Source organism: Streptomyces sp. NPDC092952 (assembly GCF_044754785.1).
Classification (GTDB): Bacteria; Actinomycetota; Actinomycetes; order Streptomycetales; family Streptomycetaceae; genus Streptomyces.
In genome coordinates this window covers 290,361-311,630 of record NZ_JBIVPT010000003.1, presented here as the reverse complement: position 1 = coordinate 311,630, position 21,270 = coordinate 290,361, and the positions used below count along the sequence as shown (strand labels likewise).

The window sequence follows — 21,270 nt, the reverse complement described above, 5'->3', positions numbered from 1 at the left end:
CGCACCCATCCCTGTCGTGATGTTGACTCAGCCCACGAGCGCGTCGGGCTTCCCCTTGCTGCGCGGCCGTTCGTCGATCATCTTGCCCCAGACGATCAAACGGTACGTACTCGTGAATTCCGGTGTACAGGTCGTCAGTGTGATGTACCGGCCGGGCTTGGTGAAGCCCGAACCGCGCGGCACCGGATCGATCACCGAGACGTTGGACGGCGACGTCTGCGGCAGCATGCTCGTCATCTCGTACGTGTAGTACGCGTCCTGCGTCTCGACCACGACCTCGTCGCCGGGGTTCAGCCGGTTGATGTAGCGGAACGGCTCGCCGTGGGTGTTGCGATGACCGGCCAGGGCGAAGTTGCCCTTCTTCGCCGAGGGCATCGCGGTGCGGAGCGAGCCCTCGCTGTAGTGCCCGACCATGCCCCGGTCGAGGACCTTGTCCTTGCTGATGCCCTCGGCGATCGGGGCGACCACGTCCAGCTTGGGGATGTGGATGATGGCGAAGCCCTGGCCCGCCTCGAACACGCCGGGGGTGCGGTCGCCCTTGGCCCAGTCGTCCTGGATCTTGTGGGTCTCCTTGCCCGCGTACTGGTTGGCGCGGACGTTCGTCCACCACAGCTGGTAGGTGACGAAGAGCAGCATCAGCACGCCGAGCGTGATGAACAGCTCGCCGGTGACCCGGCTGGCCACCACCGCGGGGCTGTCCTTGGCCGCGCGCGCCGCACGCCGCGCCTCGACGCGCGACATCGGCCGGCCGGACGGTGCGGCGGGCGGCGCGGTCTCCTGGCGCGGCTCGGCACGGCGCCGCCCCCGCCCCTTGGCGGCGCGACGGCGCTCGGCACGGCCCCCGGTACGCGGCTCGGGGTCCGGCGGCGGAACCGGCTCCTCCGGGTCCAGCCCGGGGAACGGGTCCAAAATCCCGGAGCCCATGATCCCGGAATCCGTCGTCCCGGAACCCGTCGTCCCTGGGTCCGTCATCCGGGATTCCGGAGCGTCGAAGGCCGGAACGTCGGGTACCGGAGCACCGGCGTCCGGGGGTCGGACCGGGTCGGGGGCCGGGGGGACCCGGGAGAGGACCTCGGTGGCCTGGGCGCCGGGGTCCGGCGCGGGCGCCTGCTGCCCGTACCAGTCCCGTTCGAAGCCCTCGGGGTCGTACCACTCCCGCGGGGTCCCCGCGGGGCTCTGCGCCCCGTACGGAGCCTGTGGCCGCTGCTCCGGGGCCCGGTGCTGGCCCGTCCCGGGAACCGCCTCCGGCCCCGACGGCTGGGCCGGGACGGTGTCCGTCCTGAACCATGGCGAGGAGTGCCGCCCCGGCAGCGGATCGGTCAGCGGATCCGCCAGCCCGTCGACAGCCGCCTCGAACGCGCCCGCAGCCCCGTGCGCCCCGTGCACGCCCTGCTCGTACGGGCCGTCCTGTCCGGCGTCCGGTCCGGGGCGGGACGAGGTCACGCGACGGCCTTGCCCACCACCGGCGCGAGCCCCGCCGACCGCGCGACGGCCCCTGTGTCGCCGCACCGCACCAGCCAGTTGGCCAGCATCAGGTGGCCGTACTCGGTCAGCACGGACTCCGGGTGGAACTGGACGCCCTCCACCGGCAGCTCACGGTGGCGCAGCCCCATGATGATGCCGTCGGCCGTCCGCGCCGTCACTTCCAACTCCGCCGGTACGGTGTCCGGTTCGGCGGCGAGCGAGTGGTAGCGGGTCGCGGTGAAGGGGGAGGGCAGGCCGGCGAAGACCCCCGCCCCCTCGTGGGTCACCGGCGAGGTCTTGCCGTGCAGCAGCTCCGGGGCGCGGTCCACCACACCGCCGTAGGCCACCGCCATCGACTGCATCCCCAGGCAGACCCCGAAGACCGGGACGCCCGTCGCCGCGCAGTGGCGCACCATCTCGACGCAGACGCCCGCCTCCTCCGGGGTGCCGGGGCCGGGCGACAGGAGGACCCCGTCGAAACCGTCCTGGGCGTGCGCCGTGGTCACCTCGTCGTTGCGCAGCACCTCGCACTCGGCGCCGAGCTGGTAGAGGTACTGGACGAGGTTGAAGACGAAGCTGTCGTAGTTGTCCACGACAAGAATGCGGGCACTCACTGGCCGCCTCCCGTCCCCGTCGAGCCGTCGACCGTCACGTCGCCGAACGGAAGCAACGGCTCCGCCCAGGGGAAGACGTACTGGAAGAGCACGTAGACGACGGCCAGCACCAGCACCAGCGAGATGAGCGCACGCACCCACGAGTTGCCCGGCAGATGCCGCCAGATCCAGCCGTACATGTCGTCCCTCCATTCGGTACGGGACCAGACTAAAGGGCCGCGGCGACGGCGTGGGTCAGCTGTGGAAAGCCGCGGGCCTGCCGTCCGCCACGGGCTGGGTGGCGTCCAGGTGGGCCCAGGCGATCAGCCGGTGGCTGCTTCCCCACTCGGGATCGCAGGTGGTCAGCGTCAGATAGCGGCCCGGACCGTCGAAACCGGACTTCCGGGGAACGGGGTCGATGACCCCCACATCGCCCGGCACCGTCCGGTACGGCGTACGTCCGATGCGGTAGGTGAACCACGTCGTCCCGTCCGTCAGCAGCACCGCGTCGCCCCGGCGCAGCTTCGGGAAGTCCTTGAACGGGTCCCCGTAGGTGCGCCGGTGGCCGGCCACCGCGAAGTTGCCGCTCGCGCCGAGGCGGGCCGTTCCCGCGTAGTGGCCGAGCCCCTTCTGCAAGGTCCTGACCTCGGTGTTCTCCAGGACCGGCCACTCCCAGCCCTTGCCGAAGCGGGGGATGTACATCATCGCGAACGGCTTGCCGTCGCGATACGCGGGCGCGGCGGGCCGTTTCGGGGCGGCCGGGGCGGACGGCGGGGTGGCCGCCGGGGCGGAGGCCGTTCCGCGGGCCCACTGGTCGTGGAGCGATTCGATCTGCCCCTCGGTGGCGCCCGCCGCCCGCACTCCGGTCCAGAATAGGACGTACACCACGAAGAGCACGATCAAGGCGCCGATGGTGAGGCAGAGTTCGCTGAGCGTCCTGACGACCAGTCGCACCGACACCTGCCGGCCTCCCCACAGCCGCTGGCTACTTCACGGGCTCCGCATAGTGGAGGTCCACTGTGCCCGAGTAGCCGGGAAGAGTCACCGCCTCGTGCTCGTCGACTTTCCAGCCGAGCCCGTAGGCCTTCACGTACAGCAGGTAGTTGCTGATCGCCGGGGAGTCGTTGAGTGCCTGCTTGAGCCGCCCCGGATCACCGACCGCGGTGATCTTGTACGGCGGGGAGTAGACCCGGCCCTGGAGGATCAGGGTGTTCCCGACGCAGCGGACCGCGCTGGTGGAGATCAGCCGCTGGTCCATGACCTGGATGCCCCGGGCGCCGCCCTGCCAGAGGGCGTTGACCACCGCTTGCAGATCCTGCTGGTGGATGACCAGGTCATTGGGTTGCGGCTCGGGGTAGCCGGGGCTGGCGGTGGCGTTGGGCGGGGCGTCGTCGAGCGTGACGGAGACCGAGCGGCCGGTGAGCTTCCTGGTACCGGCGACGCGCTCCAGCGCACCCAGCCTGGCGGCCTCCGCCTTCGTGCTGCCGTCGTCCTCCCTGACCAGGGCGTCGATGTCGTCGCGCACGACCGCGTTGACCTCGTCCAGCTGGGCGTTCTTGCCGCTGCGCTGCTGGATGAGGTCGGAGAGCTTCAGCAGCGAGGAGTCGGTGCGGATGTTGGTGCCCTTGGCCGTGTTGGCGCTGGTCACGAAGATCAGTCCGGCGAGCGCGAAGACGGCAGCGGTGAGCACCCGGGCCGGGTGCCGGAACGTGCGCCGGACCGGGCCTTGTCGGGAGTCGGCAGAATTGCTCAACGTACCCTTATCTCCTTAGGCACCAGGGAAGCACTACGCTAACGGACGCCCGGGGGAGGCAGTATTCCCCCTTGAGCCCCACCCCGGCGCCCGACACAGTTCCCTGCGCGGTCACGCAGCGCATCGACAGGAGAGTTCCTCGTGCCGAAGTCACGTATCCGCAAGAAGGCCGACTTCACGCCGCCCCAGGCGAAGCAGGCAACCAACATAAAGCTGACCAGCCGTAGCTGGGTGGCGCCGGTGATGCTGGCGCTCTTCCTGATCGGTCTGGCCTGGATCGTCGTCTTCTACGTGACCGACGGCGACCTGCCGATCCAGGACCTGGGCAACTGGAACATCGTGGTCGGCTTCGGCTTCATCGCCGGTGGCTTCGGTGTCTCCACGCAGTGGAAGTAGCACCCTCGGCCCACTTACCCCACCGTTGTCCACACCGTTATCCACAGGCGGGGGAAAAGGTCAGACGATCTGTGGATAACTCCCCGAGAGTTGACGCCGATGTGACTGCAGTCTCTCTCGTCGGGGGACGACATGCCCCTTGTCCCGGCTGGAGGAACCCAGCTCAGCGACAAGGGGCACAGTTGTTCCCACCGAGTGCACAAGATCCGGCACGCGCTGTGGACAAGTACGACTGCGGGAGAGCCGTTCGGGCGGCCCGGACCGCTCAGGTCAGGGCGGCCGTTCTGACGACGACCACGAGGACCACGGCCAGCAGGACCAGGGCACAGGTGCCGTACTGCACCAGTGTGCGCCGCTCGCGGGGGGCGTACACCATGCCGACGGCGATCACCATGCCCGCGATCAGCCCGCCCACATGGGCCTGCCAGGCGATCCCGCCCCAGGGGTTGAACGTGATGACCAGGTTCACCGCGAGCAGCACGAGGACCGGGCGCATGTCGTAGTTGAGCCGGCGCATCAGCACGATGGTGGCGCCCAGCAGCCCGAAGATCGCCCCGGAGGCGCCGAGCGAGCTCTGGCCGGGCGCGGCGAGCCAGTAGGTGAGGGCGCTGCCCGCCAGGCCGGAGAGCAGGTACAGCGTGAGGTACCGGGCCCGGCCGAGCGCCTCCTCCAGCGGGCCGCCGAGCCACCACAGCCCCAGCATGTTGAACGCGATGTGCCACACCTCCTGGTGCAGGAACATCGACGTCACCAGCCGGTACCACTGCCCCTCGGCGACGCCTTCGAGCGGGCCGCCTTCATAGATCCGGTGGTGGCCGAACAGCATCAGGCGGACGACCAGCTCCGTGCCCTGGGCCAGCACCGCCAGATACACGGCGATGTTGATGCCGAGCAGGATCTTGGTGATCAGACGGGGATCGGCGGCGAGGGAGCCGCCCGCGACCGTCCGCGGCGCCTGGGGGGCGGGGCCGTATCCCGTACCCGACCCCTGGCGGACGCAGTCGGGGCACTGGAAGCCGACCGAGGCGTCGACCATGCACTCGGGGCAGATCGGCCGCTCGCAGCGGGTGCACCGGACGTTCGCCTCGCGGCCGGGGTGGCGGTAGCAGCCGAGCGAGCCGTCCACGGCGGGCGGCTCGCCGCCGCTCGGCGGCTGCTGCTGATCCATCGGTCCCATCGCTTCCCGTCCCCTTCCGGTCCTGGTCATGGCGGGCACGGCGCCGTGGCAAGGCGGCATGCACCCTGCCGCCCCGCTCGTCCACTATGTATCAATACGGACGAACGGGGCGCTTGGTTCCCGATCCGGGGATCAATCCGTGACCGGGGGACGACCCGCGGTGATCAACGGGTCTCGATGACGACCGACTCGATCACGACGTCCTGCACCGGACGGTCGGTGCGGGGGTTGGTCTGGGTCTCGGCGATCGCGTCCACGACCTTCTTGCTGGCCTCGTTGGTGACCTCGCCGAAGATGGTGTGCTTGCCGGTCAGCCAGGCGGTCGGCGACACGGTCACGAAGAACTGCGAGCCGTTGGTTCCCGGCCCGGCGTTGGCCATGGCCAGCAGGTACGGCTTGTTGAAGGCGAGATCGGGGTGGAACTCGTCGGCGAACTGGTACCCCGGCCCACCGGTGCCGTTGCCGAGCGGGTCACCGCCCTGGAGCATGAAACCGCTGATGACGCGGTGGAAGACGGTGCCGTCGTACAGCGGGGCGCGCGTCGGCTGTCCGGTCGTGGGGTCCGTCCACTCCCGCTCACCCTTGGCGAGCTCGACGAAGTTCTTGACGGTCTTGGGCGCGTGGTTCGGCAGGAGCCGGATCTCGATGTCGCCCTTGTTGGTCTTCAGGGTGGCGTAAAGCTGCTCGGCCACGATCTGCCTTCCGTGAGTCCTGCGTGATGCCGGTCCGCCGGGGCATCGGATCCCCGGGGCCGCTCACCGATTGTCCATCGTCAGTGACGCTCCATCGATCCTCGCACGGACCGCGCGCCCCGGCCGACCGCCGCCTCCCAGGGGGCGCGGCACTCACCTCCCTGCCGCATCACGGGACGAAGCGGGACATCGCCCTACGGAGGTTTCCCGCCGCACCGGACACCTGGAACGCCCGGAGTGCGCCCCACCCGGCCGGGTACCCCGGATGCCCGCCCCGCATGCCGGACCGGAATCCGGCGGGCATGATCTCGGAATGGGTGGAAAGGCGGAGTATCGACCCGCCACCAAGGAGGAGGATCCCGTGACCCGCATCGACAGCGTGCGCGCCGCAACCGACTCGGCGAAGGAGAGCGTGCAGCACGCCGCGGACGTGGTGGCGCCCTACGCCGACACAGCCAGGGAGCAGGCCGCGCATCTCGCGTGCGAGGCCCGCGCGCGGCTGGCGCCGAAGGTGTCCAAGGCGGCCCAGCAGGCCCGTGACCAATACGGTTCCCATCTGGCGCCGCGGATCGAGCAGGCCCTCGCCCATGTGCCGCCCCGCATCGACGAGGCCGGCCGCCGTGCCGCGCTCCGTACCCGCCTGGCGGCCCGGTCCGCCGCGGAGTACACCGTGCCACGGGTCGAACAGGCGATGGCCGCGGCCCAGCCGATGGCCGAGGAGGCCTCGGCGCGCGGTGCCGCCGCGCTGGCCGCCCTGCGCGGGCAGGTCACCGCGGACGAGATCCGGCGGCTGGACAGGAGGCACGCGTGCCGGGCGAAGGCCGGGCGGCTGGGCCGGTGCGTCCTCGTGGCCGGTCTCGTGGCGGGCGGCGCGTACGCCCTCTGGCGCTGGTGGGACCGGCAGTCCGACCCCGACTGGCTGGTCGAACCGCCCGCCGCCACGGAGGTCTCCGGCCGTACGCCGCTGACCTCGGTCGACGGCAGCGGCCCGGCCGAGCCCGACGAGGGGACGACCGGAGGGACGGACGGGCCGGAAGGACCGGATGGCGGGCGCTGAGCGCGGTCCGGTTCCGTCAGCGGTGCGCCGCGGAGGAACCGGACCGGTGCGACGGCCCCGTACGGTCCGCCGGGCCCCGTACCGGCACGATGGCGGCCGCCGAAGGGGAGATCCGTCGGCGCCACGGAGACGTCGCCGGCCCTCCGGTCCCGAGGAGCGGCCCCTCGCCCGATGCGCCCGACCTGTGGCCGGATCAGCGGCCGGTCACTCCCGCACGGCCACGGGAACGCTCGGATGCACCTCGCGCTCGACGCGCGGCATGATCTCGGGCAGATAGATGTCCTGGATCGCCTCACCCGCGTCATGGGCCTCCCAGTGCCGGCGGCTCTCCCAGCGCTCGACCAGGACGAAGCGGCCGGGATCGTCCTGGGAGTGGTACGCCTCCCAAGCGACACAGCCATCCTCGGCGTGACACAGGACGCGCATGCGGGCCAGGGCGTCCTCGACCCCGGCTATGTCCTCGGCCTCGGGTACGCGGACGATGACGATGAGGTCGAACATCTCGGCTCCTCCGGTGTGGTGGGGCCGGAGCGCCACGTCCTGGTGCGGTCCAGGCCCAACGGCCGTGCGGACAAAGAGAGTACAAACCCGGCCAGGCGAACTCGGCCCCGGGCCGCCCGCCGACATCTCCACGCCAAGGCGTCGGCATGGGGAAACCGGGACAGAAGAGACCCCTCCGATCCTGTTCTCGCAGATCGGAGGGGTTGAAGGTGTGGAGCCTAGGAGATTCGAACTCCTGACATCTGCCTTGCAAAGGCAGCGCTCTACCAACTGAGCTAAGGCCCCGAAAACGGACAGCCACGGACACTTGCCCGTCCCGGCCACCGCCGCAGACCAGAGTACCGGGTACCCCCCGGAATCCTGCAAACAATATGGGGTCTCCCGGTCGGCGACCACGCTCCGTAAGATGCTCGGCGAGGTTCGCAGCAGCGAAGCCGCAGCGAAGGGGAGACGCCATGGACGCAGCGCAGCACGAGACGACGGCACGGGCCCGTGAACTCCAGCGCAGTTGGTACGGGGAGCCTCTCGGTGCGCTGTTCCGCCGGCTGATAGACGACCTCGGCCTCAACCAGGCCCGGCTCGCCGCCGTGCTCGGGCTGTCCGCCCCCATGCTCTCGCAGCTGATGAGCGGCCAGCGGGCGAAGATCGGCAACCCCGCGGTCGTCCAGCGCGTCCAGGCGCTCCAGGAGCTGTCCGGGCAGGTCGCGGACGGCAGCGTCAGCGCGGGCGAGGCCACCCAGCGCATGGAGGAGATCAAGAAGTCCCAGGGCGGATCCGTCCTCACCTCGACCGGCCAGACCACGGCCACCGGCGGCGCCCCCACCGTCCGTCGCGTGGTCCGCGAGATCCAGTCGCTGCTGAGGTCGGTCGCGGCGGCCGGAGACATCATCGAAGCCGCCGACTCCCTCGCCCCGACCCACCCGGAGCTGGCAGAGTTCCTCAAGGTGTACGGCGCGGGGCGCACCGCGGAAGCGGTGGCGCACTACGAGGGACACCAGGGCTAGCCCTTCCCGTCGGGGGGACAGGGCGGATCAGGGAGCGGGCGCAGCGCTATGGGTGAGGTCTTCGCCGGACGGTACGAGCTGATCGATCCGATCGGGCGCGGTGGGGTCGGCGCGGTCTGGCGGGCCTGGGACCACCGGCGCCGCCGTTATGTGGCGGCCAAGGTCCTTCAGCAGAGCGACGCGCACACGCTGCTGCGCTTCGTCCGCGAGCAGGCGCTGCGGATCGAGCACCCGCACGTGCTCGCGCCCGCCAGCTGGGCCGCGGACGACGACAAGGTGCTGTTCACCATGGACCTGGTGAGCGGTGGTTCGCTGGCCCATGTCATCGGTGACTACGGTCCGTTGCCGCACCGTTTCGTCTGCACGCTCCTCGACCAGCTGCTGTCCGGCCTCTCCACGGTGCACGCCGAGGGAGTGGTGCACCGGGACATCAAACCGGCCAACATCCTTATGGAGGCGACCGGTACGGGCCGGCCGCATCTGCGGCTGTCCGACTTCGGCATCTCCATGCGCAAGGGCGAGCCGCGCCTCACCGAGACCAACTACGTGGTGGGAACGCCGGGTTACTTCGCTCCCGAGCAGATGATGGGTGCGGAGCCCGACTTCCCGGCGGACCTGTTCGCGGTCGGCCTGGTCGCGCTCTACCTGCTGCAGGGGCAGAAGCCCGACGCACAGGCGCTCGTCGAGCACTTCGCCGCGTACGGCACGCCTTCCGCCCCGGAGGGCATACCCGAGCCGCTGTGGCAGGTCCTGGCGGGGCTGATCCAGCCGGACCCGCAGGCGCGGTTCCGTACGGCCACGGGTGCCCGAAAGGCGCTGCTGGCCGCGGTCGAGATGCTTCCGGAGCCGGGGCCGGACGACGAGCCGGTCGAGGTCTTCGACCAACTCGGGCCGCTGCCGCCGGGCTTCGGCCCCGACGGCCCGGTGAAGGCCGAGGAGCCCGAGCCGGCGCCGCACGCCCGGCCGCCGGTCTCGATGTCGGAGACGGGCAGCTTCCACCTTCCGCCGCCCCCGCAGCAGCATGCGCCCGCGCCCCAGCCCGTTCCCGGGCCCGCGCAGCCCGCCACGCCGCACTCCACGGTTCCGCCGCAGCCCGCCTACCCGTACGCCGCGGTGCCCGGGCAGGACTTCCCTCAGGACCTCTCGCAGGCTCCCACGGCCGCCGTACGGAACGAGCCCCCGCTCACCCGGGCGTACACCGTCGGCCAGCCGCAGGCACCGGCGCACGCCCCCGCCGCGGCGGCCGCTCCCCGGCGGCGTCCGGGACCGTCCCCGAAGGTGGCGGTCCCGGTGCTGCTGGTCGCGCTGGTCTGCTTCGCGGTGGGCATCTGGGCGCTGACCCAGGCCTTCTGACCCGGGCCCGGACGCCCGGGTCAGAAGGCCTGCGGCGGGCCTCCGTACGGTTCGCCGCCGGCCGGAGCCGCCGGGGCGGCGGCCGCGCGCCGCCGTGCCAGCAGGGTCCATCCCCCGAGGCCGAGCACCAGCACCGTCCCGGTGCCGATCCCGGCCACGCCGACCGCCGTCATGGTCTCGCTGCGGGCCGCCTGCGGACCGCTCTCCCCGGACCGCGCCAGGTCCTTGTCGTTCTTGGTGACCGCGAAGGGCCCGGCGTCACCCGCGTACGGCGAACTGCCCGCCTTTCCCTCGACCTTGACCTTCAGGGTCAGCGGAATCGCCCGGTCCCCGTACGACTTCGCGACGGCCGGGCTCAGCGTCACCGACAGGTAGTACCAGCCGGCGAACCGCATCCCGGAGACGTTGTCCGAGAAGTCGAAGCGGTTCTCGTACGCCACCGGCGGCAGCGGGTCCAGCGAGACGGAGGCGGACTTCCCGGAGTACGAGAGCGGGGTCGCCGAGTCGACGTGGCCGTGCGCCGGGTTGTCCAGGGAGAGCGCGAGCGCATTGCCGATGTACGTGTCCGAGGTGGTGCTGTTGCTCAGGTCGGCGGTGGCGAAGATCTGCTGGCCCCAGTCGACCGGCACCCGGTAGAAGAGGGTCTGCCCCGGCCGGATGCCGCCCTCCTCCTGCCACTCGCCGGTCTCCAGACCGGTCGCGTCGTAGTAACTGCTGCCGCCGGACCGCTTCTGCGGGGCGGTGGTGGGCGGTGGCGGCGAGGCCGACGGCCAGTCCTCCGGCGCCTCGGTCGGCATCGAGCCGGGCGCCTTCGGCTTCGGCTCCGCCACGTAGCGCAGCTCCAGGTCCCAGGGCTCCTGCGAGGAGGTGGCCTTGCTCTCCCGCTCGATCAGGACGTTGTACGTCCCGGCCTCCTGGCAGGTGCTGCCGTCCTTCTCCACCATCCGGTAGGCGTACGCGGCGATCGGCCGCGGGAACTCCGCCGACTGGAACCGCGCGTCCTCCGAGCCGCACCGCAGGTCCGTGCTGTCGCGGACGCTGACCGTGATCCCGTCCCCGTACGCGACCCGGCCGCCGCCCTTGGGCACGGCCACCGCCGAGACGTACGCGTTGGTCCGGGCGTCGAGATCGAGGCGGTAGTAGAGCTTCTCACCGGGCTTGATCGAGCTCCGGTAGACCGATCCGTCCTTCAGGGCCGGGGCCTGGGTGCTGAACTCCGCCCCCGCGACCTGCTCCGCCCGCGGATCGAAGGTGTACGCGGGAACCTCCCCGGCCCCGTACGCCTGCCCCGGCAGCGTCGCCGCCATCCACATCGCCGCGACCGCGGCCAGCGCCACCCGGCCCCTGTTGCGCCGCCTCATCACGCGCTTCCCCTCGTCGTCCGCCCCGCCCCACGACGCCCGTGCCGCCGCCCCGGGGACCCGGCCGTTTTGCTCAGGCAACGTATTGATGTGCTCCGACGAACTTCAAGAGCACGGCCGTCACGGTCCCGCAACAGCACGAAGCCCCGGCCGCTCGGCGACCGGGGCCCGCAATCAGGCTGTTCTGACTCACACACCCGAACCTGCGGGCACGGAGTCGGTCGCCTCCGTCCACAGATCCTGCTCGGCGCGATCCGCCTGGATCTGGCGGTACACGAGGAGCCCGCCGATGGCGGCCAGTGCGACCAGGAGAAACTTCTTCACCGCGCGACCTCGTCTTTCCTTGACGTAGGGGACTTCTGCCGCCCGACTATACACACCGGCCGATATCAACCGGTGACCTGCCTGTGGCCCAACTGGCGCCCGGGAAAAAGCGATCCTTCGGGGCGGCGGGGACGGCGAAACCCGGCCCGGTCCGTGACCTGCGACGGATCCCCCGCAACCGGTTGAACCATACGAGTGGTGTTCATCCGAAGATCGGCGAATCGGTGGCGTCGGTCCAAGAAATCGGCGACCTGATCCACATCATCGGAAAGGTAAGCAAACCGGACCACCCGAAAGCGAGGGGTCATGAACTCCTTCCAGCCCAGGAACATCTGGACCTCCTTCATCACCGCCCTCTTCGCCCTTCTCGCCACGCTGGGCTTCATGAGCGCCCCGGCCTCGGCCACGCAGCAGAGCGCCGCGGAGCCGGCCACCACGACCCACGAGCACATGGCCGAGACCACGGCGACCGCGGCCGCCCCGAGCGTGCGATGGACCCTTCCCCGCGACCGGGCCCTGCCACCCACGATGAAGCAGCGCATCCGCGCCGAGGCACACGGCTCCTCGCCCGCCACCCGCCATCTGTCCTCCTACGACGGAACGGACGCCGGGGAGACCAGGGGCGCCGCCCGCACCTCGCACGGGGCCCCGGCCGGGGACGCCTCCCTGCTGCCGCCCTGACGGCCGCACGACCGACACCTGAGCCCCCGGACCGGTTCGCACCGGACGGGGGCTTCTCCGTGCGCCCAGCGGCCTCTCCCGCCGTCCCGCACCGGCCGCTCCGGCCGCACCGGGCAGTACGCCCCGGGCCCGGCGGTGAACACGACCGGCGCCCCGCCTCCCTGGCGAGGGATCAGTTCCCCCGGCGTACGCCCGAGCCCGCGCACACGGCTACGCGCTCTTGCGGCCGCACCGCTCCCGCCGCATACACACGACGAAGGCCCCCACCGTTTCCGGTGAGGGCCTTCGTGCTGGTGGGGCTAACAGGATTTGAACCTGTGGCCTCATCCTTATCAGGGATGCGCTCTAACCAACTGAGCTATAGCCCCGCCGCGCTGTTGTGTCGCGCTGACCTCTGAAGATTAGCGCACGTCGGGGCCAGTCCCAAAATCGGTATCCGGCGGCCTACTCGTCCTCGGCCAGCGTGAGCTCGACACCGCCCACGAAACCGGCCGACAGGTTGTAGATGAACGCGCCCAGCGTCGCCAGCGCGGTCGCCAGCACCACATCGATCACGGCGATGACCGAGGTGAAGATGAGGACCTTCGGCAGCGACAGGAACGCCTGGAGGTCGAAGCCGGCGCCGTCGCTGGAGCCGGTGGCCTCGCTTATCGTCCCGCCGACGGCCTCGAAGACGCCCATCGCGTCCATGACCATCCAGAGCACGGCGGACGCCACCACCGTGCAGATGCCGAGCGCGATGGAGAGCAGGAAGCTCACCTTCATCACCGACCACGGGTCGGCCTTGGCCACCCGCAGCCGTGCCTTGCGGGTACGCGGGGTCGTCCGCGCGCCCGTACGCGGCTTGCGCGCCGCCTGAGCGGCGCCCGCGCCCTGTGCGCCGCCGTGCGTACCGTGCTGGCGGCCGCCGCCCTGAGTACCGCCGGCAGGCGAGGGATACGCCTGCGGCGGGTGGTACGGCCCGCTCTGCCCCGGTGCGGGCTCGCGCTCACCGGGCAGTGGCCCGGTCGCGTAGCCCTCGTACTGGGGCTGAGGCCCCCGGGTGTCCGTCACAGTGCCCCCTTGGGAGTCCGTGGCGGGGCCACGGGCACCGTTCGCTCCTGCTCCGGAAGCGGCCGAACCGGCGCCCGTGGCTCCACTCACGCTCTACTCCTCGTGCTCCCCGGCCGAAGGCGACGTGCCTTCGACATTGCCTTCGACCGTGCTCTCGGCACCCTCCGCCTCGGCGGCCCCGGAGTCCTCGGACCCCTCGACCTCTTCGGCCTCGTGGCCGGCCTCGGCGTTACGGGCAATACCGACAACGGCATCGCGCTTGCCCAGATTGATCAGTTGGACGCCCATGGTGTCACGGCCCGTCTCCCTGACTTCATTGACTCGCGTACGAATCACACCGCCGCCGAGCGTGATGGCGAGGATCTCGTCCGTCTCCTCCACCACCAGCGCGCCGACCAGCGAACCCCGGTCCTCGACGATCTTGGCAGCCTTGATGCCGAGACCGCCACGGCCCTGGACCCGGTACTCGTCGACGGGGGTCCGCTTCGCGTAGCCGCCGTCGGTCGCGGTGAACACGAACGTACCCGGGCGGACCACGTTCATCGAGAGCAGCTCGTCGCCCTCGCGGAAGCTCATGCCCTTCACGCCCGAGGTCGCACGGCCCATCGGGCGCAGCGCGTCGTCGGTCGCGGTGAACCGGATCGACTGGGCCTTCTTACTGATGAGCAGCAGATCGTCCTCGGCCCACACCAGCTCCGCGCCGATCAGCTCGTCGGCCACGCCTTCGGCACCGTTGTCCATCTCCCGGAGGTTGATCGCGATCACACCGCCGGAACGGGGCGAGTCGTAGTCCTTCAGCGCGGTCTTCTTCACCAGGCCGCCCTTGGTGGCCAGGATCAGGTACGGCGCGGCCTCGTAGTCGCGGACCGCCAGGATCTGCGCGATCCGCTCGTCCGGCTGGAAGGCCAGCAGGTTGGCGACGTGCTGCCCACGGGCGTCCCGGCCCGCGTCGGGCAGTTCGTACGCCTTCGCCCGGTACACCCGGCCCTTGTTGGTGAAGAACAGCAGCCAGTGGTGGGTCGTCGAGACGAAGAAGTGGTCGACGATGTCGTCTTCCTTGAGCTTCGTCCCGCGCACGCCCTTGCCGCCGCGCTTCTGCGAGCGGTAGTCGTCCGTCTTGGTGCGCTTCACATAGCCGCCACGCGTGATCGTGACGACGATGTCCTCCTCGGCGATCAGGTCCTCGATGGACATGTCGCCCTCGAAGGGCACCAGCTTGGAGCGCCGGTCGTCGCCGAACTTCTCGACGATCGCCGCCAGCTCCTCGCTGACGATCTTCCGCTGCCGCTCCGGCGACACCAGGATCGCGTTGTACTCGTTGATCTTCGCCTGGAGCTCGTCGTGCTCGGCGGTGATCTTCTGGTGCTCCAGCGCGGCCAGCCGGCGCAGCTGCATCTCCAGGATCGCGTTCGCCTGGAGCTCGTCGATCTCCAGCAGGCCCATCAGGCCCTCACGCGCCACCTCGACGGTCTGGCTGCGCCGGATGAGGGCGATGACCTCGTCGATCGCGTCCAGGGCCTTCAGGAGGCCGCGCAGGATGTGCGCCCGCTCCTCGGCCTTGCGCAGCCGGAAGCGCGTACGGCGGACGATGACCTCGATCTGGTGCGTCACCCAGTGGCGGATGAACGCGTCGATGGAGAGGGTCCGCGGCACCCCGTCGACCAGCGCCAGCATGTTGGCGCCGAAGTTCGACTGGAGGTCGGTGTGCTTGTACAGGTTGTTCAGGACGACCTTGGCGACCGCGTCCCGCTTCAGCACCACGACCAGGCGCTGGCCGGTGCGCGAGGAGGTCTCGTCGCGCACGTCGGCGATGCCGCCGACCTTGCCGTCCTTCACCAGGTCGGCGATCTTCTGCGCCAGGTTGTCCGGGTTGGTCTGGTACGGAAGCTCCGTGACGACCAGGCACTGCCGGTTCTGGATCTCCTCGACCGCGACCACCGCGCGCATCGTGATGGAGCCGCGCCCGGTGCGGTACGCCTCCTCGATGCCCTTGCGGCCCACGACCAGCGCGCCGGTCGGGAAGTCCGGGCCCTTGATCCGCTCGATGAGGGCGTCCTGGAGCTCCTCCTGGGACGCCTCGGGGTGCTCCAGGTACCACTGGGCGCCGTCCGCGACCTCGCGCAGGTTGTGCGGCGGGATGTTGGTCGCCATCCCGACCGCGATGCCCGCGGAGCCGTTGACCAGCAGGTTCGGGAAACGGGCCGGCAGGACCGTCGGCTCCTGGTTGCGGCCGTCGTAGTTGTCCTGGAAGTCGACGGTCTCCTCGTCGATGTCCCGGACCATCTCCATGGACAGCGGCATCATCTTGCACTCGGTGTACCGCATGGCGGCGGCCGGGTCGTTGCCCGGGGAACCGAAGTTGCCGTTGGAGTCCACCAGCGGCATCCGCATCGACCACGGCTGCGCGAGGCGGACCAGCGCGTCGTAGATCGAGGAGTCGCCGTGCGGGTGGTACGTACCCATGACGTCACCGACGACGCGGGCGCACTTGTAGAAGCCCTTCTCGGGCCGGTACCCGCCGTCGTACATCGCGTACAGCACGCGGCGGTGGACCGGCTTGAGGCCGTCCCGCACGTCCGGCAGCGCACGCGAGACGATGACGGACATCGCGTAGTCGAGGTAGGAGCGCTGCATCTCCGTTTCGAGCCCGACGGGCTCGACGCGCATGCCCACACCGGTGACGGCGGGCTCCTCTTCGGGTGTCACAGGGGTGTTCTCGTCGGCCATTGCTGGTCAAAGTCCTTTCGAGCGGCGGCTTGGCTGGTACGGCCGACTCAGATGTCGAGGAAGCGGACGTCCTTGGCGTTGCGCTGGATGAACGAGCGCCGCGCCTCGACGTCCTCGCCCATCAGCACCGAGAAGAGATCGTCGGCCTGCGCCGCGTCGTCCAGCGTGACCTGGCCGAGGACCCGGTGGTCGACGTCCATCGTGGTGACGCGCAGCTCCTCGGCGTTCATCTCGCCGAGACCCTTGAAGCGCTGGATCGAGTCTTCCTTGATCCGCTTGCCGTTCTGCTTGCCCAGCTCGACCAGGGCGTCGCGCTCCCGGTCGGAGTAGGCGTACTCGAAGTCGTCGCGGCCCCACTTGATCTTGTAGAGCGGGGGACGGGAGAGGTAGACGTGCCCGGCCTCGACCAGCGGACGCATGAAGCGGAAGAGGAAGGTGAGCAGCAGGGTGTTGATGTGCTGGCCGTCGACGTCGGCGTCCGCCATCAGGATGATCTTGTGATAGCGGAGCTTCTCGATGTCGAAGTCCTCGTGGACCCCGGTGCCGAAGGCCGAGATCAGCGCCTGGACCTCGGTGTTCTGGAGGATCTTGTCGACCCGGGCCTTCTCGACGTTCAGGATCTTGCCCCGGATCGGCAGGATCGCCTGGTACATCGGGTTGCGGCCGGACTTCGCCGAACCACCGGCGGAGTCACCCTCGACGATGAAGATCTCGCACTTCGTCGGGTCGTTGGACTGGCAGTCGCTCAGCTTGCCCGGCAGCGAGGCGCTCTCCAGGAGCCCCTTGCGGCGGGTCAGGTCGCGCGCCTTGCGGGCGGCCACGCGCGCGGTGGCGGCGGCGATGCCCTTGCGGACGATGTCGGCGGCCTCGTTCGGGTTGCGGTCGAACCAGTCCGTCAGATGCTCGTGGACGACCTTCTGCACGAAGGTCTTGGCCTCCGTGTTGCCCAGCTTGGTCTTGGTCTGGCCCTCGAACTGCGGCTCGCCGAGCTTCACCGAGATGATCGCCGTCAGACCCTCGCGGATGTCGTCACCCGTGAGGTTGTCGTCCTTCTCGCGCAGCAGCTTCTTGTCGCGCGCGTACTTGTTGACCAGCGTGGTCAGCGCGGCGCGGAAGCCCTCCTCGTGGGTACCGCCCTCGTGCGTGTGGATCGTGTTCGCGAAGGAGTAGACGCCCTCGGTGTACTGCGTGTTCCACTGCATGGCGATCTCGGCCGAGAGGAGGCGCTCCTTGTCCTCGGCCTCGATGTCGATCACCGACTGGTGGATGACGTCGCCCTTGCGGGAGTTGAGGTACTTCACGAAGTCGACGATGCCGCCCTCGTAGTGGTACGTGACGGTCTTGACCTCGGCCTTCTCGTCCGCACCCGCCTCGTCCGCACCGCTGGTCGCCTTCGCCGACTCGCGCTCGTCCGTGAGCCGGATCGTCAGGCCCTTGTTGAGGAACGCCATCTCCTGGAAGCGGCGCGCGAGCGTCTCGAAGGAGTACTCGGTGGTCTCGAAGACGTCCGGGTCGGCCCAGAAGGTGACCGTCGTACCGCTCTCCTCGACCTGCTCGTGCTTGGCGAGCGGGGCGGTGGGGACGCCGTACTTGTAGTCCTGCGTCCAGCGGTAGCCGTCGCGCTTGATCTCGACCGAGACCTTGGTCGACAGGGCGTTCACCACGGAGACACCGACACCGTGCAGACCGCCGGAGACGGCGTAGCCGCCGCCGCCGAACTTGCCGCCCGCGTGCAGCACGGTCAGCACGACCTCGACGGCCGGCTTCTTCTCCACCGGGTGGATGTCGACGGGGATGCCTCGGCCGTTGTCGACCACGCGTACGCCGCCGTCGGCCAGGATCGTGACGTCGATCGTGTCCGCGTGGCCGGCGAGGGCCTCGTCGACGGAGTTGTCGACGACCTCCTGCACCAGGTGGTGCAGACCGCGCTCACCGGTCGAGCCGATGTACATGCCGGGTCGCTTGCGGACCGCGTCCAGACCTTCGAGGACGGTGATCGCGCTGGCGTCGTACGACGAGGCGCCCTCGCTCCCACCGGGTGTAGACGGAATGTTCTCGTTGGGGTTGCCGGAATCGGCCACGAAGCGCCCTCTCTGGCACAGCACAGGCCGTTCTCCGGGCAAACGGGAGCGGCTGCGTCGTTCGGCTTGTATCGACGACTCCCGCAGGACACGGGATTGTGCACCAGTCTACCGGTAGCGCTGACATCAATGGGGGTTTGCCGGTACCTGAGTACGCATGTGCCGCCCTGAATGAGCGGCTGACGACTCCCCATATTCAGGAAGGGCCCTCAGGAGGCTCACACCGGCCTTGAGCGCTTCGACCTGTCAACCTCCCGCTACCGTGAGGGACGTCCCACTCACCGTGCACGGTTTCGATCACTGAACACACGTACGTCACAACCGTGCGGGGACGCCGGAAGAGCGGCCCAACAGCCGCGGAAAACGGGTAAAAGGCCAGGTCAGCCGTAGGTGTCGCCCGGGCCGGAGCTCCCCGGTGCCCGCAGTGGACCGAACCTGCGCCGCGGACCGCCGGGCCCCAGCACCTTGATCAGCCGGACCGTGCCGTGCCCCAGGTCCGCGTTGAGCCGGGCCACCAGCTGCGGGGCGAGCAGCCTCAGCTGGGTCGCCCAGGCCGTCGAGTCGCACTGCACCGTCAGCACCCGCTGGTCCGGGTCCTCGTCGTACCGCAGCGGCACACAGTGGTTCGCCAGATCCTCACCGACGATCTGCGGCCAGCGCCCCATCACCCCGCCGACCGCGGCCGGGGTCTCCCAGCCCCGTTCGGTGATCAGCCGGTCGATCGCGGAACCCAGCGGCTGCGGATCGCGCCCGTCCGCCCGCGCGCCCGAGCGCAGCCCGCCGCCCCGCCGGGCCTGCTTCCGCTGCTGAGCGGCGGCGCCCCGCGCCTTCGCCTGCTCCTTGGCCGCGCGCAGGGCCACCCGGGCCAGGTCGACGCCCGAGGGTTCCGGGGCCTTGCCCGCACCGGCACCAGCGCCGTCGCCCTCGCCGCGGGCGGTCACAGCCGCTCCACCGCGCCGGCGGTGACCCCGTACCGCGCCCCGGCGAGCACGCCCGGGACGTCGTCGTCGACCGCGGCCGTCACCAGGACCTGCTCCCCCGGGGCCACCAGCTCCGCCAGCCGCTCGCGGCGCCGGGCGTCCAGCTCCGCGAAGACGTCGTCGAGCACCAGCACCGGCTCGTTGCCCTCGCCCCGCAGCAATTCGTACGAGGCCAGCCGCAGCGCCAGCGCGTACGACCAGGACTCGCCATGGCTCGCGTACCCCTTGGCCGGCATCCCGCGCAGCCCCAGCAGCAGCTCGTCACGGTGCGGGCCGACCAGCGTCACGCCCCGCTCGATCTCCTGCTTGCGGACCTCCACCAAGGCCGCGATCAGCAGCTCGTACAGCTCCTCGCGGGTGTGCACGTCCCCCAGGTCCCCGGCCGAACTCCGGTACTCCAGGGAGAGCGGGCCGCCCCCCGGCGCGACGTCCGCGTACGCCTTGTCCGCCAGCGGCTGCAGGGTGGCGATCAGATCCAGCCGCTGGGCCAGCAGCTCCGCGCCCGCGCGGGCCAGATGCTGGTCCCACACGTCGAGCGTGGACAGGTCCATCGAGCGGCCGCCGTGCCGACGCGCCATCGCCGCCGACTTCAGCAGCGTGTTGCGCTGCTTGAGCACCCGCTCGTAGTCCGAGCGCACCCCCGCCATCCGCGGCGCACGCGCCGTGACCAGCTCGTCGAGGAAACGCCTGCGCTCCCCGGGATCGCCCTTGACCAGCGCCAGATCCTCCGGCGCGAACAGCACCGTACGGACGATTCCGAGGACGTCACGTGGTCTGACCTGCGAGGACCGGTTGATCCGGGCCCGGTTCGCCCGGCCCGGATTGAGCTCCAGCTCGACCAGCTGCGACCGCTCGCCCTGCGTCACCGCGGCACGGACCACGGCCCGCTCCGCCCCCATCCGCACCAGCGGGGCGTCGGAGGAGACCCGGTGGCTGCCGAGCGTGGCCAGGTAGCCGATCGCCTCCACCAGGTTCGTCTTGCCCTGGCCGTTGGCGCCCACGAAAACGGTGACGCCCGGATCGAGACCCACCTCGACCCGGGCGTACGAGCGGAAGTCGGCCAGCGAGAGATGCGTGACATGCATGGTGACGCCGACCTTCCCGGCTTCCTGCTCCGTGCCTCGTGGAGCGGACCGGCCGGCTGGGCCGACCCGCTTCCTTCTGCTGTTGTCGCTACTTCTTGTTCTCGACCGCGTGGCCGCCGAACTGGTTCCGCAGCGCGGCGATCATCTTCATCTGCGGGGAGTCGTCCTGGCGCGAGGCGAAGCGCGCGAAGAGCGACGCCGTGATCGCGGGCAGCGGCACGGCGTTGTCGATCGCGGCCTCCACCGTCCACCGGCCCTCGCCGGAGTCGGCGGCGTAGCCCCGGAGCTGGTCGAGGTGCTCGTCCTCGTTCAGCGCGTTGACCGCCAGGTCGAGCAGCCAGGAACGGATGACCGTGCCCTCCTGCCAGGAGCGGAAGACCTCGCGCACATCGGTGACGGAGTCGACCTTCTCCAGCAGCTCCCAGCCCTCGGCGTAGGCCTGCATCATGGCGTACTCGATGCCGTTGTGGACCATCTTCGCGAAGTGGCCCGCGCCGACCTTGCCGGCGTGCACGGAACCGAACTCGCCCTCGGGCTTCAGGGCGTCGAAGACCGGCTGGACCTTCGCCACGTTCTCGGCGTCGCCGCCGTACATCAGGGCGTAGCCGTTCTCCAGGCCCCAGACACCGCCGGAGACTCCGCAGTCGACGAAGCCGATGCCCTTGATGCCCAGCTCGACGGCGTGCTTCTCGTCGTCGGTCCAGCGGGAGTTCCCGCCGTCCACGACGATGTCGCCGGGCGAGAGCAGACCGGCCAGCTCGTCGATCGTGGCCTGGGTCGGGGCGCCGGCCGGGACCATCACCCAGACGACCCGGGGGCCCTTCAGCTTGCCCACAAGCTCTTCCAGGCTGTGGACATCGGAGACGTCCGGGTTGCGGTCGTAACCGATGACGGTGTGGCCTGCGCGGCGGATGCGCTCGCGCATGTTGCCGCCCATCTTGCCGAGACCGACGAGACCGAGCTCCATCAGAGATTTCCTTAAGCGTTG

The 21,270-nt window shown here is 70.2% G+C and carries 21 protein-coding genes and 2 tRNA genes; 5 read left to right on the top strand and 18 right to left on the bottom strand.

Going from position 1 to position 21,270, the window contains the following annotated elements:
• Positions 1 to 27: 27 nt before the first annotated feature.
• Genes ACIQGQ_RS09165 through ACIQGQ_RS09145 form a run of 5 tightly spaced genes read right to left on the bottom strand, consistent with a single transcriptional unit; the run spans position 28 to position 3,810 of the window.
• Positions 28 to 1,443 carry a class E sortase gene (locus ACIQGQ_RS09165; protein WP_402392600.1) on the bottom strand — a complete coding sequence of 472 codons (1,416 nt, stop codon included), beginning with the start codon at positions 1,441 to 1,443 and terminating at the stop codon, positions 28 to 30.
• A complete protein-coding gene (locus tag ACIQGQ_RS09160; RefSeq protein WP_352274071.1) occupies positions 1,440 to 2,078 on the bottom strand; it encodes an aminodeoxychorismate/anthranilate synthase component II in 639 nt (212 codons plus the stop codon). The genes ACIQGQ_RS09165 and ACIQGQ_RS09160 overlap by 4 nt, the downstream gene beginning before the upstream one ends.
• Positions 2,075 to 2,257 carry a hypothetical protein gene (locus tag ACIQGQ_RS09155; protein ID WP_402392597.1) on the bottom strand — a complete coding sequence of 61 codons (183 nt, stop codon included), beginning with the start codon at positions 2,255 to 2,257 and terminating at the stop codon, positions 2,075 to 2,077. The genes ACIQGQ_RS09160 and ACIQGQ_RS09155 overlap by 4 nt, the downstream gene beginning before the upstream one ends.
• 55 nt (positions 2,258 to 2,312) lie before the next feature.
• Positions 2,313 to 3,017: a class E sortase gene (locus tag ACIQGQ_RS09150; protein WP_402392594.1), complete on the bottom strand. Its 705-nt coding sequence runs from the start codon at positions 3,015 to 3,017 to the stop codon at positions 2,313 to 2,315.
• Between the two features lie 25 nt (positions 3,018 to 3,042).
• Entirely contained in the window at positions 3,043 to 3,810 is a 768-nt protein-coding gene (locus ACIQGQ_RS09145; protein WP_402392591.1) for a DUF881 domain-containing protein, read from the bottom strand.
• 141 nt (positions 3,811 to 3,951) lie between these two features.
• Between ACIQGQ_RS09145 and crgA the strand changes: the two genes are divergently transcribed.
• A complete protein-coding gene (gene crgA / locus ACIQGQ_RS09140; RefSeq protein WP_402392588.1) occupies positions 3,952 to 4,206 on the top strand; it encodes a cell division protein CrgA in 255 nt (84 codons plus the stop codon).
• A 265-nt stretch (positions 4,207 to 4,471) separates the two neighbouring features.
• Here crgA and ACIQGQ_RS09135 read toward each other — a convergent pair whose 3' ends face one another.
• Together ACIQGQ_RS09135 and ACIQGQ_RS09130 are read right to left on the bottom strand one after the other, a co-directional pair.
• Positions 4,472 to 5,374, bottom strand: coding sequence for a rhomboid family intramembrane serine protease (locus tag ACIQGQ_RS09135; protein ID WP_402393412.1), 903 nt, complete (start codon positions 5,372 to 5,374; stop codon positions 4,472 to 4,474).
• A 173-nt stretch (positions 5,375 to 5,547) separates the two neighbouring features.
• Positions 5,548 to 6,075: a peptidylprolyl isomerase gene (locus ACIQGQ_RS09130; RefSeq protein ID WP_402392585.1), complete on the bottom strand. Its 528-nt coding sequence runs from the start codon at positions 6,073 to 6,075 to the stop codon at positions 5,548 to 5,550.
• 361 nt (positions 6,076 to 6,436) lie between these two features.
• Here ACIQGQ_RS09130 and ACIQGQ_RS09125 point away from each other — a divergent pair, with 361 nt between their 5' ends.
• A complete protein-coding gene (locus tag ACIQGQ_RS09125; RefSeq protein ID WP_402392582.1) occupies positions 6,437 to 7,132 on the top strand; it encodes a DUF5324 family protein in 696 nt (231 codons plus the stop codon).
• A 204-nt stretch (positions 7,133 to 7,336) separates the two neighbouring features.
• Here the strand turns inward: ACIQGQ_RS09125 and ACIQGQ_RS09120 are convergent, their stop codons facing one another.
• Positions 7,337 to 7,633: a putative quinol monooxygenase gene (locus ACIQGQ_RS09120; RefSeq protein WP_402392578.1), complete on the bottom strand. Its 297-nt coding sequence runs from the start codon at positions 7,631 to 7,633 to the stop codon at positions 7,337 to 7,339.
• A 212-nt stretch (positions 7,634 to 7,845) separates the two neighbouring features.
• Positions 7,846 to 7,918 (bottom strand) — tRNA-Ala (locus ACIQGQ_RS09115).
• Positions 7,919 to 8,088: 170 nt separating this feature from the next.
• On the opposite strand from ACIQGQ_RS09115, the gene ACIQGQ_RS09110 reads away from it, so the two are divergent.
• Both ACIQGQ_RS09110 and ACIQGQ_RS09105 read left to right on the top strand, forming a co-directional pair.
• Positions 8,089 to 8,637 (top strand): DNA-binding protein, encoded by a 549-nt coding sequence (locus tag ACIQGQ_RS09110; protein WP_366288511.1) that lies wholly within the window; start codon positions 8,089 to 8,091, stop codon positions 8,635 to 8,637.
• 48 nt (positions 8,638 to 8,685) lie between these two features.
• On the top strand, positions 8,686 to 9,990 hold the full coding sequence (locus ACIQGQ_RS09105) for a serine/threonine protein kinase (RefSeq protein ID WP_402392575.1): 1,305 nt from the start codon (positions 8,686 to 8,688) through the stop codon (positions 9,988 to 9,990).
• A 20-nt stretch (positions 9,991 to 10,010) separates the two neighbouring features.
• Here the strand turns inward: ACIQGQ_RS09105 and ACIQGQ_RS09100 are convergent, their stop codons facing one another.
• On the bottom strand, positions 10,011 to 11,351 hold the full coding sequence (locus ACIQGQ_RS09100) for a hypothetical protein (protein ID WP_402392572.1): 1,341 nt from the start codon (positions 11,349 to 11,351) through the stop codon (positions 10,011 to 10,013).
• Between the two features lie 189 nt (positions 11,352 to 11,540).
• On the bottom strand, positions 11,541 to 11,675 hold the full coding sequence (locus ACIQGQ_RS09095) for a DLW-39 family protein (protein WP_312002983.1): 135 nt from the start codon (positions 11,673 to 11,675) through the stop codon (positions 11,541 to 11,543).
• A gap of 306 nt (positions 11,676 to 11,981) precedes the next feature.
• On the opposite strand from ACIQGQ_RS09095, the gene ACIQGQ_RS09090 reads away from it, so the two are divergent.
• Positions 11,982 to 12,356 carry a DUF6344 domain-containing protein gene (locus tag ACIQGQ_RS09090; protein ID WP_402392569.1) on the top strand — a complete coding sequence of 125 codons (375 nt, stop codon included), beginning with the start codon at positions 11,982 to 11,984 and terminating at the stop codon, positions 12,354 to 12,356.
• Between the two features lie 291 nt (positions 12,357 to 12,647).
• Here ACIQGQ_RS09090 and ACIQGQ_RS09085 read toward each other — a convergent pair.
• From ACIQGQ_RS09085 to gnd, 7 genes are all read right to left on the bottom strand, one after another.
• Positions 12,648 to 12,724, bottom strand: a tRNA-Ile gene (locus ACIQGQ_RS09085).
• Between the two features lie 76 nt (positions 12,725 to 12,800).
• The gene (locus ACIQGQ_RS09080) at positions 12,801 to 13,409 is read right to left on the bottom strand and encodes a DUF3566 domain-containing protein (protein ID WP_352274060.1); all 609 of its coding nucleotides are present in this window, start codon (positions 13,407 to 13,409) and stop codon (positions 12,801 to 12,803) included.
• 93 nt (positions 13,410 to 13,502) lie between these two features.
• A complete protein-coding gene (gene gyrA / locus ACIQGQ_RS09075; protein WP_402392566.1) occupies positions 13,503 to 16,136 on the bottom strand; it encodes a DNA gyrase subunit A in 2,634 nt (877 codons plus the stop codon).
• Positions 16,137 to 16,183: 47 nt separating this feature from the next.
• On the bottom strand, positions 16,184 to 18,241 hold the full coding sequence (gene gyrB / locus ACIQGQ_RS09070; RefSeq protein ID WP_366288499.1) for a DNA topoisomerase (ATP-hydrolyzing) subunit B: 2,058 nt from the start codon (positions 18,239 to 18,241) through the stop codon (positions 16,184 to 16,186).
• A 356-nt stretch (positions 18,242 to 18,597) separates the two neighbouring features.
• A complete protein-coding gene (locus ACIQGQ_RS09065; RefSeq protein ID WP_402392562.1) occupies positions 18,598 to 19,158 on the bottom strand; it encodes a DUF721 domain-containing protein in 561 nt (186 codons plus the stop codon).
• Positions 19,155 to 20,282, bottom strand: a complete 1,128-nt coding sequence (recF, locus tag ACIQGQ_RS09060; protein WP_402392560.1) for a DNA replication/repair protein RecF — start codon at positions 20,280 to 20,282, stop codon at positions 19,155 to 19,157. Before recF ends, ACIQGQ_RS09065 begins: the two co-directional genes overlap by 4 nt.
• An 88-nt stretch (positions 20,283 to 20,370) precedes the next feature.
• Positions 20,371 to 21,249, bottom strand: coding sequence for a phosphogluconate dehydrogenase (NAD(+)-dependent, decarboxylating) (gene gnd / locus ACIQGQ_RS09055; protein WP_366288493.1), 879 nt, complete (start codon positions 21,247 to 21,249; stop codon positions 20,371 to 20,373).
• Positions 21,250 to 21,270: the final 21 nt, after the last annotated feature.